At 57.1% G+C, this 16093-nt stretch carries 18 protein-coding genes; 4 read left to right on the forward strand and 14 right to left on the reverse strand.

Features of this window, described 5'->3' with window-relative positions; all coding sequences use genetic code 11:
* Window positions 1-76 precede the first annotated feature (76 nt).
* The 9 genes from sucD to sdhC form a co-directional block, all read right to left on the reverse strand.
* Entirely contained in the window at window positions 77-979 is a 903-nt protein-coding gene (gene sucD, locus GGQ73_RS11095; protein ID WP_174154240.1) for a succinate--CoA ligase subunit alpha, read from the reverse strand.
* A 17-nt stretch (window positions 980-996) separates the two neighbouring features.
* The gene (gene sucC, locus GGQ73_RS11100; protein WP_183896268.1) at window positions 997-2190 is read right to left on the reverse strand and encodes an ADP-forming succinate--CoA ligase subunit beta; all 1194 of its coding nucleotides are present in this window, start codon (window positions 2188-2190) and stop codon (window positions 997-999) included.
* Window positions 2191-2221: 31 nt separating this feature from the next.
* Window positions 2222-3184 (reverse strand): malate dehydrogenase, encoded by a 963-nt coding sequence (gene mdh, locus GGQ73_RS11105; RefSeq protein WP_042620056.1) that lies wholly within the window; start codon window positions 3182-3184, stop codon window positions 2222-2224.
* 180 nt (window positions 3185-3364) lie between these two features.
* On the reverse strand, window positions 3365-4528 hold the full coding sequence (gene zapE, locus GGQ73_RS11110; protein WP_183896270.1) for a cell division protein ZapE: 1164 nt from the start codon (window positions 4526-4528) through the stop codon (window positions 3365-3367).
* Between the two features lie 49 nt (window positions 4529-4577).
* Window positions 4578-5117 (reverse strand): protease inhibitor Inh/omp19 family protein, encoded by a 540-nt coding sequence (locus GGQ73_RS11115; RefSeq protein ID WP_183896272.1) that lies wholly within the window; start codon window positions 5115-5117, stop codon window positions 4578-4580.
* Window positions 5118-5319: 202 nt separating this feature from the next.
* Window positions 5320-6099, reverse strand: coding sequence for a succinate dehydrogenase iron-sulfur subunit (locus GGQ73_RS11120; RefSeq protein ID WP_174154244.1), 780 nt, complete (start codon window positions 6097-6099; stop codon window positions 5320-5322).
* Between the two features lie 16 nt (window positions 6100-6115).
* Entirely contained in the window at window positions 6116-7960 is a 1845-nt protein-coding gene (sdhA, locus tag GGQ73_RS11125; RefSeq protein ID WP_183896274.1) for a succinate dehydrogenase flavoprotein subunit, read from the reverse strand.
* A gap of 6 nt (window positions 7961-7966) precedes the next feature.
* Window positions 7967-8347: a succinate dehydrogenase, hydrophobic membrane anchor protein gene (sdhD, locus tag GGQ73_RS11130; RefSeq protein WP_174154246.1), complete on the reverse strand. Its 381-nt coding sequence runs from the start codon at window positions 8345-8347 to the stop codon at window positions 7967-7969.
* A gap of 12 nt (window positions 8348-8359) precedes the next feature.
* Window positions 8360-8752, reverse strand: a complete 393-nt coding sequence (sdhC, locus tag GGQ73_RS11135; protein ID WP_174154247.1) for a succinate dehydrogenase, cytochrome b556 subunit — start codon at window positions 8750-8752, stop codon at window positions 8360-8362.
* A 286-nt stretch (window positions 8753-9038) separates the two neighbouring features.
* Here sdhC and GGQ73_RS11140 point away from each other — a divergent pair, with 286 nt between their 5' ends.
* Entirely contained in the window at window positions 9039-9404 is a 366-nt protein-coding gene (locus GGQ73_RS11140) for a hypothetical protein (RefSeq protein ID WP_183896276.1), read from the forward strand.
* Between the two features lie 12 nt (window positions 9405-9416).
* On the opposite strand, the gene GGQ73_RS11145 is transcribed toward GGQ73_RS11140, so the two are convergent.
* The 5 genes from GGQ73_RS11145 to tsaD are packed head-to-tail and all read right to left on the reverse strand — an operon-like array spanning window position 9417 to window position 12914.
* The gene (locus tag GGQ73_RS11145; RefSeq protein ID WP_183896278.1) at window positions 9417-10061 is read right to left on the reverse strand and encodes a class I SAM-dependent methyltransferase; all 645 of its coding nucleotides are present in this window, start codon (window positions 10059-10061) and stop codon (window positions 9417-9419) included.
* A 5-nt stretch (window positions 10062-10066) separates the two neighbouring features.
* Window positions 10067-10510, reverse strand: coding sequence for an EVE domain-containing protein (locus GGQ73_RS11150; RefSeq protein ID WP_183896280.1), 444 nt, complete (start codon window positions 10508-10510; stop codon window positions 10067-10069).
* Between the two features lie 5 nt (window positions 10511-10515).
* Window positions 10516-10809: a YciI-like protein gene (locus GGQ73_RS11155; RefSeq protein ID WP_183896282.1), complete on the reverse strand. Its 294-nt coding sequence runs from the start codon at window positions 10807-10809 to the stop codon at window positions 10516-10518.
* Window positions 10810-10830: 21 nt separating this feature from the next.
* Window positions 10831-11820 carry an NAD(P)H-dependent glycerol-3-phosphate dehydrogenase gene (locus GGQ73_RS11160; protein WP_183896284.1) on the reverse strand — a complete coding sequence of 330 codons (990 nt, stop codon included), beginning with the start codon at window positions 11818-11820 and terminating at the stop codon, window positions 10831-10833.
* Window positions 11817-12914, reverse strand: a complete 1098-nt coding sequence (tsaD, locus tag GGQ73_RS11165) for a tRNA (adenosine(37)-N6)-threonylcarbamoyltransferase complex transferase subunit TsaD (RefSeq protein ID WP_183896286.1) — start codon at window positions 12912-12914, stop codon at window positions 11817-11819. Before tsaD ends, GGQ73_RS11160 begins: the two co-directional genes overlap by 4 nt.
* A 72-nt stretch (window positions 12915-12986) precedes the next feature.
* On the opposite strand from tsaD, the gene hemC reads away from it, so the two are divergent.
* The 3 genes from hemC (at window position 12987) to GGQ73_RS11180 (ending at window position 16090) form a co-directional block, all read left to right on the forward strand.
* Window positions 12987-13916, forward strand: a complete 930-nt coding sequence (hemC, locus tag GGQ73_RS11170) for a hydroxymethylbilane synthase (protein ID WP_183896288.1) — start codon at window positions 12987-12989, stop codon at window positions 13914-13916.
* A 2-nt stretch (window positions 13917-13918) separates the two neighbouring features.
* A complete protein-coding gene (locus GGQ73_RS11175) occupies window positions 13919-14653 on the forward strand; it encodes a uroporphyrinogen-III synthase (protein ID WP_183896290.1) in 735 nt (244 codons plus the stop codon).
* Between the two features lie 72 nt (window positions 14654-14725).
* Window positions 14726-16090, forward strand: a complete 1365-nt coding sequence (locus GGQ73_RS11180; protein ID WP_183896292.1) for a COG4223 family protein — start codon at window positions 14726-14728, stop codon at window positions 16088-16090.
* Window positions 16091-16093 lie beyond the last annotated feature (3 nt).

Below are 16093 nucleotides of genomic sequence, written 5' to 3' on the forward strand. Positions count from 1 at the left end.
GCACCAACCGTTCTTCTTGCGGCTTCGGGCAGGCTGCCGTTTCCGACCCCTGCCCGCCGCCAGATCTGTTTCAGTCTCAGCCCTTGAGGACTTCGACCAGCGTCTTGCCAAGGCGCGCTGGGGAAGGCGAAACCTTGATACCAGCCGCTTCCATGGCCGAAATCTTGGATTCCGCATCACCCTTGCCGCCGGAAACCACTGCACCGGCATGACCCATCGTGCGGCCCTTCGGCGCCGTACGTCCCGCGATGAAGCCAGCCATTGGCTTCTTACGGCCCTTCTTGGCTTCGTCGATCAGGAACTGCGCTGCTTCTTCTTCCGCAGCACCGCCGATTTCACCGATCATGATGATCGATTGTGTCGCTTCGTCGGCGAGGAACATTTCCAGGATGTCGATGAACTCGGTACCCTTGACTGGGTCGCCACCGATGCCGACAGCCGTGGTCTGGCCGAGGCCTTCGTTGGATGTCTGGAACACAGCTTCGTAGGTCAGCGTGCCCGAGCGGGAAACGATACCAACTGAACCCTTGCGGAAGATCGAGCCCGGCATGATGCCGATCTTGCACTCTTCCGGTGTCATGATGCCTGGGCAGTTCGGGCCAAGCAGACGTGAGTTGGAGCGGTCGAGGCGAGCCTTGACGCGAACCATGTCCATGACAGGGATGCCTTCGGTGATGCAGGTGATGAACGGAATTTCCGCTTCGATGGCTTCGATGATGGCATCGGCAGCACCTGCTGGCGGCACATAGATCACCGATGCGTCAGCGCCGGTCTTTTCCTTGGCTTCTGCAACCGTTGCATAGATCGGCAGGCTTTCACCCTTGGAGCCGGTCCATGTTTCGCCACCCTTCTTGGGGTGAATACCGCCGACCATCTGCGTGCCGTAGTAAGCAAGCGCCTGTTCGGTATGGAAGGTGCCGGTCTTGCCGGTCAGACCCTGAACGAGGATCTTGGTGTCTTTGTTTACAAGAATAGACATTATTTCAAGTCCCTCAATTAGCCGTTGATCGCCGCAACGATCTTCTTCGCTGCATCGTCCAGGTCGTCAGCAGCCGTAATCGCAAGACCCGACTCGTTCAGAAGCTTCTTGCCCAGCTCAACATTGGTGCCTTCGAGACGCACGACGAGAGGAACCTCGAGGCCAACTTCCTTCACCGCAGCGATAACGCCTTCTGCGATAACGTCGCACTTCATGATGCCACCGAAGATATTGACCAGAATGCCTTCGACCTTTGGGTCAGCCGTGATGATCTTGAACGCAGCCGCAACCTTCTCCTTGCCAGCGCCACCGCCGACGTCGCAGAAGTTTGCAGGCTCCTTGCCATACAGCTTGATGATGTCCATCGTTGCCATGGCAAGGCCAGCGCCGTTAACCATGCAGCCGATGTTGCCATCGAGCGCCACGTAAGCGAGATCCCACTTGGAGGCTTCGATTTCCTTGGCATCTTCTTCGGTTTCGTCGCGCAGCAGCTTCACGTCGTCGTGACGGAAAATCGCATTGCCGTCGAAGGACATCTTGGCATCAAGAACGCGCAGGTGGCCGTCTGTCATGACGATCAGTGGGTTGACTTCGAGAAGAGCCATGTCCTTTTCGACAAAGGCTTTGTAAAGCGCAGGGAAGAGGGCCTTCGCGTCTTCTGCGGCAGCCGACGACAGTTCGAGAGCTTTGGAAATGGCTTCGATGTTTGCAGCCGTTACACCTGCTTCAGGTTCGATCGCAATTGTGTGGATTTTCTCTGGCGTGTCATGCGCAACAGCCTCGATGTCCATGCCGCCTTCCGTGGAAACCACAAAAGCAACCTGACCGACAGAGCGATCGACGAGCAGCGAGCAATAGAGTTCGCGGTCGATGTCAGCGCCATCTTCGATGTAAAGGCGGTTGACCTGCTTGCCGGCATCGCCCGTCTGAGCGGTAACCAGCGTGTTGCCGAGCATGTCCTTGGCGTGGGAAACGACTTCCTCGATGGACTTGGCCAGTCGAACACCACCCTTGGCGTCAGGGCCGAGTTCCTTGAACTTGCCCTTGCCGCGACCACCAGCGTGGATTTGGCTCTTGACGACATAAAGAGGGCCAGGAAGCTGCTTTGCAGCGGCTTCGGCTTCTTCGACCTTAAGGATAGCAACCCCTTCGGCCACCGGTGCGCCATAACCCTTGAGAAGAGCTTTGGCCTGATATTCATGAATATTCATGGATTAATCCCTGTTTGAAGCCGTGAGGCTATTACTTCAGCGACGGAGCAATATTGATGCAGGCTTCGCACAGACCCGCAACCGCGCCGACGGACTTCTGGAAAGCAGCTTCCTCGTCCTTGTTGAGTTCAATTTCGATGATGCGTTCGATGCCGCCCGCACCGATGATCGTGGGCACGCCGACATACATGTCGTTGACGCCGTACTGACCCGAAAGGTAGGCCGCAGCAGGCAGAACGCGCTTCTTGTCCTTGAGGTAGGATTCAGCCATTTCGATCGCCGATGCAGCAGGCGCGTAATAGGCAGAGCCGGTCTTCAGCAGACCAACGATTTCCGCGCCGCCATCGCGGGTGCGCTGAACGATTTCTTCAAGACGCTCGGCTGTCAGCCAGCCCATCTTGACGAGGTCGGTCAACGGAATGCCACCAACTGTAGAGTAACGCGCCAACGGCACCATCGTGTCACCGTGACCACCCAGGACGAATGCTGTCACATCCTGAACGGAAACGTTGAACTCTTCAGACAGGAACAGGCGGAAGCGCGCGCTGTCGAGAACGCCAGCCATGCCAACAACCTTGTTCTTCGGCAGGCCGGAGAACTTCTGGAGCGCCCAGACCATGGCGTCGAGCGGGTTGGTGATGCAGATCACGAAAGCATTGGGGGCATACTTCTTGATGCCTGCGCCGACCTGCTCCATGACCTTTAGGTTGATGCCGAGAAGATCGTCGCGGCTCATGCCGGGCTTGCGGGCAACACCGGCAGTGACGATGCAAACATCCGCGCCTTCGATGGCTGCATAATCGGAAGCCCCGGTCAGCTTGGCATTGAAACCTTCGACCGGGCCGGACTGGGCAATATCCAGACCCTTGCCCTGGGGAATGCCATCAGCAATATCGAAGAGGACGATATCGCCCAGTTCCTTCAGGCTGGCCAGATGCGCCAGCGTGCCGCCGATCATGCCAGAACCAATAAGTGCAATCTTTTTGCGAGACATCGAATGCTTCCTCTTGAGCTTCAATTTAATTTCGCCGCGAACATAAGGCGGCTTTAAATTGTCGCACTCGACTTAGCTTTATTGGAAAAAAATGGCAACAACTAGTTTTGAAGCAAGCATTTTCAATCGGTTAGATCAATAAATACTTACGTAAACGTAAGACATTAAGTTACAAAAGTGTCACGCGACATCGCGTTTTTCGTTGTGCAAGGCGAGATAGTCAGCGCTTCGCATCTCAAACAGGCGGGATGCCGTTCGATCAAATTCGAAACCCTCAGTCCCCTTCCGCTGAACAAGAAGGTCTTCTGGCATGGCTGCAGCGGAGGCGACGACTCTGATCGTGCGATCGTAAAAGGCATCGATCAGAATAATGAAACGCTTCGTTTCGTTGCGCTTGTCGGCGTCAAGCAGAGGAATATGATCGATGAAAACAGTGTCGAACCTATCGGCGATCGCAAGAAAATCAGCGGCACCGAGCGGCTTTTCGCACAGATCGGCGAACGAAAAACGTGCGACGCGTCCAGCTGCCTTCGGAACGACGACGGAGCGTCCCTTGACAGCAATATTGGTCGGCGCACTGACATGACCTTCGGTTAATTGCTGCCAGGCCCTATCCATAGCCTTGTCGGAAGCCTCGCCAAGTGGCGTGACATAGACAGGCAGGCTCCTGATTTTCTCCATCCGATAGTCGGTCGGGCTATTCAGCGTGACGACCTGAACATGCTGCTGTAGCAAATCGACGAAGGGCAAAAACAGACTGCGGTTGAGACCGTCCTTGTAAAGATTGCCCGGCAAAACATTCGAAGTCGTCACCAGAACGCAGCCATTGGCGAAGAGTTCGGTGAACAGCCGCGCGAGGATCATCGCATCGGCGATATCGGTAACCGAGAATTCATCGAAGCAGAGCAGCTCGGCCTCTGCCAGCAATTGTGCTGCAACCGGGGGGATCGGATCCGCCTGCTTTGTTTCACCACTTTTGAGCTTCTGGCGGTGTGCGTGGACGCGATTGTGCACGTCGGCCATGAATTCGTGAAAATGGCAGCGGCGTTTCTTTTCGATGGGCGCGAGCTGAAAGAACATGTCCATCAGCATCGTCTTTCCCCGTCCCACACTGCCCTCGACGTAGAGACCTTTGACAGACGAACCATCACCGGCTTTCTTCGCAAACAACCAGCCCAGCGCACTCTTTTTCTTGGCGGGTTTGCGGATCTTGAGCTCGGTCAGAACACGATCAAGCTGCGATGCGACGGCCATCTGCGCGGCATCTGCTTTCAACTCGCCAGATGCGGTCAGTGCGTTGAGCTGTTCAACGACACTGTGATTATAATCTGGTAACGGCTTCATACACGCGCCTCGAACGCGAGCACCGTCAAACGATGCCCGCGCAAAAACATTATCGGCTGAGGCTCAGCGGCTGACCGCTATTGGTCGTACCATCATAACGCGTGTCGCCAGTCTTGTAGACCCGACCGATCGTGTCGCCAGCGCGATTCTTGAACTGAACCATCTTGTTAGAGACTTCCCATGAGCCCATGGACGACAGCTCTCCAGCGCAACCACGGGTACCGCCGCGCGATCCGCTGCCCAGGTTGGTCAGGGTCAGGAACATGTCGCAGCTAGCGCCGCCATTGGACACGCGCCAGTTGCCGACCATAGCTTCCTTGGTGACGTCCATCGCAGCAGCAGGGGGAGCAGAGGCTACATTGGTGCCGGCGGGTGCCCCGTTGGCAGGCGCATTGGGAAACTGCGAAGAGCCGCCGGGAGGTGGCAAAGCGCCGGACTGCACGGACGGCACGGGCTGCGCCTGAAGCGGCGGCGTATAACCGGGATTGCCATTGGGGCTGCTGTTATTGTTGTAATCGAAGGAGGTACGCTGGCAACCGGAAAGGCTCATCACGACCACCAGACCCGTCACCACATATCTGAACTGCATTTCAAGCTCCCGATTCTCTGCTTCGGCTAGACCATGTCTACACAAAACGGCTGAATTATTACCAAAGCGTTGCCTTAAGCAAGCCGCTACCGCGATAATTGCAAGTTCAGTCGATTTTTATAGACCTATCCAGCCTCGTTATCATGAAACAGGCCACGATGGGGATCGCGGCCTGTTTGTTGTCTTCTATTATCCACCGCGCTTAAACGCGACGCTCGACCATCATCTTCTTGATCTCGGCAATCGCCTTGGCAGGGTTCAAGCCCTTCGGGCACGCCTGCGCGCAGTTCATGATCGTGTGGCAGCGATACAGACGGAACGGATCTTCGAGGTCATCAAGACGCTCGCCTGTCGCTTCATCACGGCTGTCGATCAGCCAGCGATAGGCCTGCAGCAGAACAGCCGGACCGAGATAACGGTCACCGTTCCACCAGTAGCTGGGACAGGAAGCGGAACAGCAGGCGCACAGGATGCACTCGTACAAACCATCGAGCTTCTGGCGATCGTCATGGCTTTGCTTCCACTCTTTGGCAGGCGTCGGTGATACCGTCTTCAGCCAAGGTTCGATGGAGCGGTGCTGGGCGTAGAAGTTCGATAGGTCGGGAACGAGGTCCTTTACGACCGGCATATGCGGCAGAGGATAGACCTTCACCGTGCCGGTGATTTCTTCCATGCCCTTGGTGCAGGCCAGCGTATTCGTACCATCGATGTTCATCGCGCAAGAACCGCAAATGCCCTCGCGACAGGAACGGCGAAGCGTCAGCGTCGGATCGACATTGTTCTTGATGTAGAGAAGCGCATCGAGAACCATCGGGCCGCAATCATCGACATCGATGTAATAGGTATCGATGCGCGGATTCTGGCCGTCATCAGGGTTCCAGCGGTAAACCCGGTATTCGCGAACATTCTTCGCGCCTGCCGGCTTCGGCCAGACCTTGCCTTCGGTCATCTGAGAGTTTTTTGGGAGAGCAAGTTCAACCATGTCCAGTTCCTCTCAATCAGTAGACGCGAGCTTTAGGCGCGATCTTCTGAAGATCAATGCCTTCGGCAATCAGTTCCGTGTGAACCGGACGGTAATCAAGCTTCACGTCGCCCTGCTCGTTGACCCAAGCCAATGTGTGCTTGCGCCAATTGACGTCATCGCGACCGCCAAACGGGCCTTCCACGAAGTCTTCACGCGCATGACTGCCACGGCTTTCCTTGCGGGCTTCCGCACCGTAGACGGTGGTGATCGCGTTGGCCATGAGGTTTTCAAGTTCCAACGTTTCAACGAGATCGGAATTCCAGACCATAGAACGGTCGGTGACCTTGATATCCGGCAGTTCCTTCCAGATGGCAGAAAGGCGCTGACAGCCGCTTTCCAACGATTCCTGCGTACGAAACACCGCAGCATCGTCCTGCATGGCGCGCTGCATCTTGTCACGCAACACGGCGGTCGGCGTTCCGCCATTGGCGTTGCGCAGACGGTCGAAGCGATCCATGATCTTGTCGCAAGCAGCGACATTGAGCGCGGGAACAGCGCTCGCGCGATCAATGACTTCGGCCGCACGAATGGCAGCGGCACGGCCAAAGACCACGAGGTCGATCAGTGAATTGGAACCGAGGCGGTTTGCCCCGTGAACCGAGGCGCAACCAGCTTCGCCCACAGCCATCAGGCCTGGAATGATCCGCTCAGGGTTTTCACTATCGGCATTCAGCACTTCACCCCAATAGTTGGTCGGAATGCCGCCCATATTGTAGTGAACCGTCGGCAGAACGGGGATAGGCTCGCGTGTCACGTCCACGCCTGCGAAAATCTTGGCGCTTTCGGAAATGCCCGGAAGGCGCTCATGCAGGATGGCCGGATCGAGGTGATCCAAGTGAAGGAAGATGTGATCCTTGTTCTTGCCGACGCCACGACCTTCGCGGATTTCCATTGTCATGCAACGCGAGACGACGTCACGCGAGGCCAGATCCTTGGCGGATGGCGCATAACGCTCCATGAAGCGCTCGCCTTCGGAGTTGACGAGATAACCGCCCTCACCGCGCGCGCCTTCGGTGATGAGACAGCCCGCGCCGTAAATGCCCGTCGGGTGGAATTGAACGAATTCCATGTCCTGAAGCGGGAGACCGGCGCGCGCAATCATGCCACCGCCGTCGCCCGTGCAGGTGTGCGCGGATGTGGCCGAGAAATAGGCGCGGCCATAACCGCCGGTTGCCAGAACCACCATTTTCGCCGTGAAGCGGTGGATGGTGCCGTCATCGAGGTTCCAGGCTACGACGCCTGTGCAATGGCTTCCGTCATCCGACATGATGAGATCAAGCGCGAAATATTCGATGAAGAATTCGGCATTATGGCGCAAGGACTGACCATACAGCGTGTGCAAAATGGCATGGCCGGTACGGTCGGCAGCGGCGCAGGTGCGCTGCACCGGTGGGCCTTCACCGTAGTTCTGCATGTGGCCGCCGAACGGGCGCTGGTAGATCTTGCCTTCGGCGTTACGCGAGAACGGCACGCCGTAATGCTCCAGCTCGTAGACCGCCTTTGGCGCTTCCATGGCAAGATACTGCATGGCGTCCACGTCGCCGAGCCAGTCGGAGCCCTTGACGGTATCGTACAGGTGCCATTGCCAGCTGTCCGGCGTCATGTTGTTGAGCGATGCGGCAATACCGCCCTGTGCTGCAACCGTGTGCGAACGGGTTGGAAAGACCTTGGTGATGCACGCGGTCTTGAAGCCCTGTTCGGCCATGCCGAGCGTCGCGCGAAGACCCGCGCCACCTGCGCCCACAACGATCACGTCATAGGAGTGATCAACGTAAGTATAGGCCTTGCCGTTCTGAGAAGGTGAACTGTTGGGTGCCATGACGGATTATCCTGCGAATGCGATTTTCAGAACGGCGAAAAGACAGAGACCAGCCATAATCACCGCGAAGAACGTGTTGAGCATCAAAAGGACCAGCTTGGGCACTTCCGCATGCACATAGTCTTCGATGATGACCTGCATGCCCAGCTTCATGTGGATGATGCCAGAGACGACGACAAGCGCCATAATCACCGCAACGAGCGGGTTCGAAAGAGCCCCGGCAACCTCTTCGTACGGCGCACCGCCATACATGACCAGGAAAACCACAAAGAAAATCAGAAGCGGAACGTTTGCGACTGCCGTGACGCGCTGGCGCCAGAAGTGCTCCGTGCCTTCCCGGGCAGATCCCAGGCCGCGAACCTTATTGAGAGGTGTACGCATATCCATGGTAATATCTCCTCAGCGCACGATCAGGGCGACAACCCAGATCAGCGCGGTCAGACAGATCGAAACCACGAAGGATGCCTTGGCGATTTTCGTGGTGAAATGTTTATCGAAGCCATGACCCAGATCCCACATGAAGTGGCGGAGGCCGCCAAGCATATGGTGAACGAGCGCCCACGTGTAGCCGATCAGAATGAGTTTACCGATAATGGAGTTCATGGCCCACTGGACCCAGCTATAGGCATCCACGCCGGACGCTGTCGCGATCAACCACCACGCAACCAACACTGTGCCGAAATACAGCGCCGCACCAGTAATTCGGTGCACGATCGATGCGAGCATCGTCGGGATGAGCTTGTAGACTTGAAGATGCGGCGACAATGGCCGATTGCTTGTCGTATTCGCCATATAAACCTCACGGCGTTCCGCGCCCAGAAAGCGGGCGCCCCAAACAACGCACATGACGGAGAAATGTGCATTGCACCAACCGCGACCTTTAATAGCACGAGGTCATGACCACAAGCACAATTGCCAGCGCAAACGAATTTAATCGATTGGGGTTTGAAGAATCATTGTAATTTGTTGGATCAAAAATAAATTCCTGAGCGTTTCCAAGCTGAGGCGTCAAAAATATTTTACGTAAACGTCAAAATAATCGCTGTCGATCACGTGATAAATCCGGAGAACTTTGCTCATGTTAATGACCCGAATCGTTGCGGTTTTCATCACGGTGACAGCCGCAATCATATTGGCTTCTCACGCAAATGCGATGGATGATCGCAAGTATAAAAACCGACACGATCATCATCGGCAACAGGATCGTTCATATTATGGTGGCGATGGGCTACCATCTTATATCCGTGGCATCGGCACCTATGCAGGCGGCGTTTCAGCCATCCGTGCGCCGCGCAACGGGATCTACTTTGCCGCGGAAGGGACCGACAGAATTGCGACGGACACGATACAGAGCCCCGACAGACCCCGCATCATTCACGTCAACAGAAAGACGGTAGGTGCTGAATGCTCATACGAAGCGGGCGTTTGTGTCATCCGCCCCTGAAAGGTTTCTGCGCTAGACGAATGTCCAGACCGTGGTTTTCTTCACGTCGCTATCTTCCAGAACCCGCGTGACAGGCACTTGGTAGATGGCGCGCGGCTCCAAAAGGTCTTGCGGTAAATAGGCACGACCGGGATCACCGATCAGAACCGTGACCCCGTTTCGTGTTATGGCCGAAAGCCAAGGCGTTAGAACGGCGGCAAAGGCGCTATCATAAAAGACGTCACCTGCCAGCAGCAGATCTGCGTTGATGGCTTTGCCGACGATGTCGTCGCTCATGAAATCGATATCAACATTGTTTTCTGCAGCGTTGAGAGCGATGGCCGTCTTTGCCCAAGGGTCGATATCGACAGCAGTCACGCTTGCCGCACCCGCGAGCGCAGCGCAGATCGCCACAAGACCTGAACCGCTGGCAAAATCGACGACGCTCTTGCCCGCCACTGTCTCGGGATGGTCGAGAATATAACGCGCCAACCCCTGACCACCCGCCCAGGCAAAAGCCCAGAATGGCGGCGGCAGGCCGATCTCCTGCAATTCGTCTTCCGTCTTCAACCAGAGCTCATGCGCTTCACTTGCCAGATGCAGGCGAATTTCCGGCACGTGCGGCGGCGACATGACGGCCGTATTGCTCTGGATGAAGGCGTAAGGATCGGTTTTCAATCCTTTCAGTCCGCAGAGCGAGGAGGCTTGTCGAGCTTGCCCATCCGGCAAACTTCCAGATACTCCTCCAGCAACACAGGCTGTACGGAAAGACGCATGGACGTGACGAGCGACATCTCGGCAAGCTTGGGATTGGCCTTCACGTCTTTCAGTGTCACGGGTACGGGCATATCGCATACGGCCTTGATGTGCACGCAGTCCCAGCGCGCATCACCGTCCGCAGTTGTGTCGGGACGCGACAATTCACAGACCTCGACGATACCGACGACTTCCAGCCCCTCGTTGGAGTGGTAGAAGAAGCCCTTGTCGCCAATTTTCATGGCACGCATATTGTTGCGCGCTTGGTAATTGCGCACCCCACCCCACTCTTCACCAGCGTCACCTTTGGCCTTTTGCTGGTCCCAGGACCATGTGGATGGCTCGGACTTGAAAAGCCAGTAATTCGCCATGGCTCTCACGCTCCCGGATTGTTGAAGACCCAGTTATAGGGCTTCACGTCGACACTTTCGAACAGACCGGCCTTGGCATAAGGATCGGCATCCGCCAGCGCCTTTGCCGCATCAATATCGGCTGCCTCTACGATCACAAGGCTACCATTCGGCTTGCCGTCCGCATCCAGAAACGGGCCTGCCATTTTCAGCGTACCTTCCGCGTTCAGCTTGTTGAGGTGCTCCAGATGCACAGGACGTGTTTCCATGCGCACATGCAGATGGTCTGGCTTGTCTTTGCAAATGAAAGCAAACAGCATTTTCGTCTCCTCTTGAGTGCCCTACTCGGTGGTTATGGGCCTTGTCATCAGTTGTTGAATGGCGGTCTTGATGTCCAGCTTGCCGTCGATGATCGCCGCAACCGCATCTGTAATCGGCATTTCGATACCGAGGCCATCGGCAAGACGTGACGCGACGGAGGCGGCATAGGCGCCCTCCACCAAGCCGCCGTGGAAGGTGGCGGGGTCACCGCCCTCACCCAGCAAAATGCCGAAACGCAGGTTGCGCGACTGGTGGCTGGTCGCCGTCAGCACCAGATCTCCAAGGCCGGAAAGGCCACGAACGGTATCCGCCTTCCCTCCCATGGCGGCGGCGAGACGTGACATTTCCGCCAGCCCGCGTGAAATCAGGGCCGCGCGTGCTGAATCACCAAGGCCAGCGCCTTCAACGATGCCGCCGGCAATAGCCAGAACGTTTTTCAACGCACCGCCCAGTTGCACGCCGATACGATCCGTCGAAGCGTAAAGCCGGAATGTACGGCCGGAAATCGTCTGCGCAAGTCGCTCGGCAACGCGAAGATCGCTTGCAGCAACCGCCATGGCCGTTGGCAACCCCTTGGCGATATCGGCTGCGAAGCCAGGACCGGATAAGATCCCGACCGGATGATGCGGAAGCTCCTGTTCCAGCACATCCGTCAACAATTTTCCGGATGAACGGTCGAGACCCTTGGCGCAGGTCAAGATAACGGTGTCCTTAGACAAATAAGGACCGTAATGCCGTGCCGCATCCGCATGCGCCTGCGATGGCATGGCGAAGAGAACGATATCAGCATCGTTAAGAGCGTCGGGTTCAGCCGAGTATTTCAATGAATCCGGCAAGGAAATGCCGGGTAGCGCTGCCTCGTGAACGCCATAGGCGGACAGATCCGCCATCAAACCGGCGTCCCTGCCAAGCAGCGTCACATCGTGGCGATCTTCAAGCGCCACCACGACGGCGATGGCCGTACCAAATGCACCTGAGCCAATGACGACGATCTTCTCACGCTCCGTCATGCCTTTGCGCCTCGCTTGCCAAAGCCGATCAACGTCTGCGCCTGTGCATCCAATGGCCAGCGTGAACGGGGCTGAACATCGAGACTGTCCGGCTCCATGCCTTGCGCCAAGCGCTCCAACCCCGCCCAGGCAATCATCGCAGCATTGTCGGTGCATAGCTGCAAGGGCGGCGCGATGAACCGAAACCGATGCTTCTCGCACAAGTCTTGAAGCGTGCGACGTATCTCCTGATTTGCGGCGACACCACCGGCCACGACCAGCGACGGACCGCCGTCAACCGATGGAAACTCCTCCAGAAAACGTTGAAGTCCTCGGCCGATACGGTCTTTCAAAGTCCGGGATACGGCTTTTTGGAAAGACGCGCAGATATCGGCAATGTCCTGATCAGACAGCGGTACAATGGCTGTTGCCGCCTGTCGAACTGCGGTCTTGAGGCCGGAAAACGAAAAATCGAGCCGCGCTTCACCCGCCATCGGCCGAGGCAACACGAAACGGTCCGCATTGCCGGTTGCCGCTGCTTTTTCCACCGCAGGCCCGCCGGGATAGGGCAGACCCAAGAGCTTTGCGGTCTTGTCGAAAGCCTCGCCCAACGCATCGTCGATGGTCGTGCCCCAGCGCTCATATTGCCCGACACCACGCACGAGGATGAGCTGGGTATGCCCGCCGGAGACGAGCAGCATCAGATAAGGGAAGGACAGACCATCCGTCAGCCGCGCCGTCAGCGCATGACCTTCGAGATGATTGATGGCGTAAAGCGGTTTGCCCGTTGCCTTGGCGATGGCCTTTCCGGTCATCAGACCGACGATCAGTCCCCCGATCAAACCGGGACCGGAGGTCGCGGCGACAGCATCGATATCGGCAAGCGTCACACCGGCACCGGCCAGTGCTTCTTCGATCAGGGTATCGAGCGCTTCCACGTGGGCACGCGCAGCAATTTCCGGCACCACTCCGCCATAGGCACTGTGTTCTTCCAGCTGCGACAAAACGACGTCGGAGACAATTTCGCCGCGCCCACCGGCATGCCGAACCACCACGGATGCAGCGGTTTCGTCGCAGCTTGTCTCAATACCGAGGATACGAAGAAAGGGGGTCATCAGCCGGTTCGTTGATTGCGGTGTTTCAGAAACTTGGGTACGAACACCTCCGGTAACAATGGATAGAAGCGGATGCAAACAAAACCTTTCCGAATCGGCACGCGTGGCAGCCCCCTGGCGCTGGCGCAAGCCTTCGAGACGCGGGATCGCCTCGTCGCGGCGCATGGCCTGGTGCCGGAGATGTTCGAAATCGTGCCGATTATGACGAAGGGTGACCGCATCGCTGATCGTGCTTTGTCTGAGGTCGGCGGCAAAGGACTGTTTACGGAGGAGCTTGAAACGAAGCTTCTTTCCGGGGAGCTGGATTTTGCAGTGCACTCCTCAAAGGATATGGCGACGAAACTGCCCGATGGCTTGCATCTGTCCGCATTCCTACCCCGCGAGGACGTGCGTGATGCGTTCATCGGCCGCGCCGCTCCGAAACTCACAGAGTTGCCGCATGGCGCAACGGTCGGTTCCGCTTCGTTGCGCCGACAAGCCCTCATCCGCCGGGTGCGGCCCGACCTCAACCTCATTCTCTTTCGCGGTGCCGTTGCAACGCGCCTGCGCAAGCTTGACGAGGGAATGGCGCACGCGACCTTACTTGCCTTTGCAGGTCTCAAACGCTTGAACATGGATGACATACCGACACAGCTGCTGGAAACGAAAGATTTCCTCCCCGCACCGGCACAAGGTGCCATCGGCATCGAAAGTCGGATTGGCGATAGCCGCATCGACGATCTCCTCGCTGCCGTCAACCACCGCCCCACCTACGACGCCGTTTCCTGCGAGCGCGCATTTCTGTCTGTCCTGGATGGTTCATGCCGGACACCGATTGCCGGTTACGCCCATTGCGATGGCGATGACCTGCACTTCTCAGGTCTTATTTTAACACCGGATGGTCAAACAGAGCATAGTGTCGAGATCTCCGGAAAAAGGCTCCAGGCTTTGGAACTGGGCATAAAAGCCGGTGAACACGTCCGCGCTGCTGCTGGACCCGGCTTCTTCGAAAGCTGGACCTGACCATGCGCGTCGTCGTTACACGCCCGGAAGCATCGGGGCTGAAGACGGCACAGCTTTTGCGCGAGATCGGCCATGAACCTGTCCTGCTGCCGCTGACAAGTCCCACCCATGATGCAACGGCGGCCATTGCTGCCTTGGCAAACACACCAGCATCCTTGGCAGTGACGAGCGCAGAGGCGGTTCGCGCGCTCTTGGGCTCAGGCGCAGATCTGGCTGCCAGCCTGCACAGACCCATATTTGTCGTTGGACATGCGTCTGCAAAGGCGGCACGCGATGCCGGCTTTCGGAAGATTATCGCTGGCGAAAGCGATGGATCAGCCCTGGCGCAACTCATCGCCGATACGGACGTCTCTCATCGCGGCACAGTCCTTTATCTGGCAGGCACCCCGAGGGATCAAGGCTTCGAGCGCGCACTTGGTGAACTCAAAGTGCCTTTTGAAACCGTCGAAATCTATCGGATGCAGCCAGTTCAGTGGCAAAGCCACAACCTGAAAAAGCGTATTGCGGATATCCCAATCGATGCCGTCCTGTTTTATTCGAGCGAGGCGGTGCGGATATTTTTTGCGCTGATGGAGCGTGAAGAATATCTCGGTCAATTGCGTGATTGCAGGATGGTCTGCATCAGCAGCAAGGTGCTCTCCCAGATTCCAGCAGCATTTCAAAACGCGGCATTTGCCAGCCCTGCACCGAGTGAGTCCCGGATGTTTGATCTTCTTGATCGAAAAGCGGGAACCTAATTCCCTCCCGCCCCTTTCCTTTGCCGTTATCACTGACTAGGTTTAGGCATATTCAGGCAGAATGAGGTTGTCATGGTATCGGGAAAACCGCCACGCCACTCCAAGTCCACCACTGAACCGGTCACAATCGATCTCGATTCGAAGGACGTGAAGGATATCGGCAAAGACAAGGACGCGGGGGCCATAGAGGCCAAACCGGCAAAAGAGCCGGAGGCAGCTGTACCCTCTGAGAAGACATCAGCATTCGGCGCTGAAAGCTCTGACCCGAAACCGATATGGGACAACCAGGTCAAGAAGCCGATCGAGCCGGAGCCCAATATTCACAAGGCTGGAGATGTAAAGGCGGATCAAACGGCAAAACCCGCAGCGGCAGGCACGACAACCGTTCCGCCTTTCAAGAGCGAACCACTGAAATCCGACAAAACGACGACGCAGCCGCGACAACCGGAAGCCTCTAAGCCAGCGACGGATAGCAAAACCTTTGCGGCATCCCCGTCAAACGTCAAAAGCAGCGATAATGGTAGCGGCAGTTCCGGCGCGCTATTGGCGGGCATCGTTGGTGGCCTGATCGCGCTGTTTGCTGCGGGCAGCATGCAATATGCAGGTTACCTGCCTTCGTTTTCGTCCAGCAATGGCTCGTCTGACGAACTGGCATCCCTCAAGACCGAAGTTGAAAGCCTGCGCCAGCAAATCGCAAATGGGCCACAAGCGACAGCCGACACATCCGCACTCGAAACACGCTTGGCTGCTCTGGAGAGCTCGACAGCATCCGGCGGTGGTGATGTCACTGACAAGCTGGCCTCACTCGAATCAACCCTATCGACCCTACAGTCTGAAAAAGCCGCGCAGGATGCGGCCAATGCCGACCTGACCCGCCGCTTGAGTGACGTGGAAACCAAGATCAATGAGCCACGCGACGACATCGAGGTTGCGCGTGCCATTGCATCTGCCGGTTTGAAGGCCGCCATTGACCGCGGCGGGCCGTTTTTGACTGAGTTGGATACCCTGTCGCGTGTCACGCCCGACGATCCGGCGATCCAGTCGCTGCGACCTTTTGCCAATACAGGCGTCCCCTCGCGCTCCGAGCTGACGCGCAATTTTCCAGAGATCGCCAATGCCATGCTCGGTTCGCTCAACCAGACCGATCCCAACCAGGGCATCGTCGATCGGTTGGCGGAAAGCGCACTGTCGCTCGTCAAGGTCAGGCCTGTGGGCAATGTCGAAGGTGAAGGTGCAGAGGCCAAGATCGCCCGTATCGAGGACAAGCTTCGCAATGGCGACCTGAAGGGCGCCTCCCTTGAATGGGATGGCCTGCCTGAGCCTGCCAAGACGGCGTCACAGGATTTCAAGACCTCACTCGACGCCCGCGTACAGGTCGAGGATTTGGTGAACGGCACGCTCACCCGCGCCATCAGCAGCACCGGTCAGCAGGGGTAAGAC

This window comes from Rhizobium skierniewicense (assembly GCF_014196515.1).
GTDB classification, from domain to species: Bacteria; Pseudomonadota; Alphaproteobacteria; order Rhizobiales; family Rhizobiaceae; genus Agrobacterium; species Agrobacterium skierniewicense.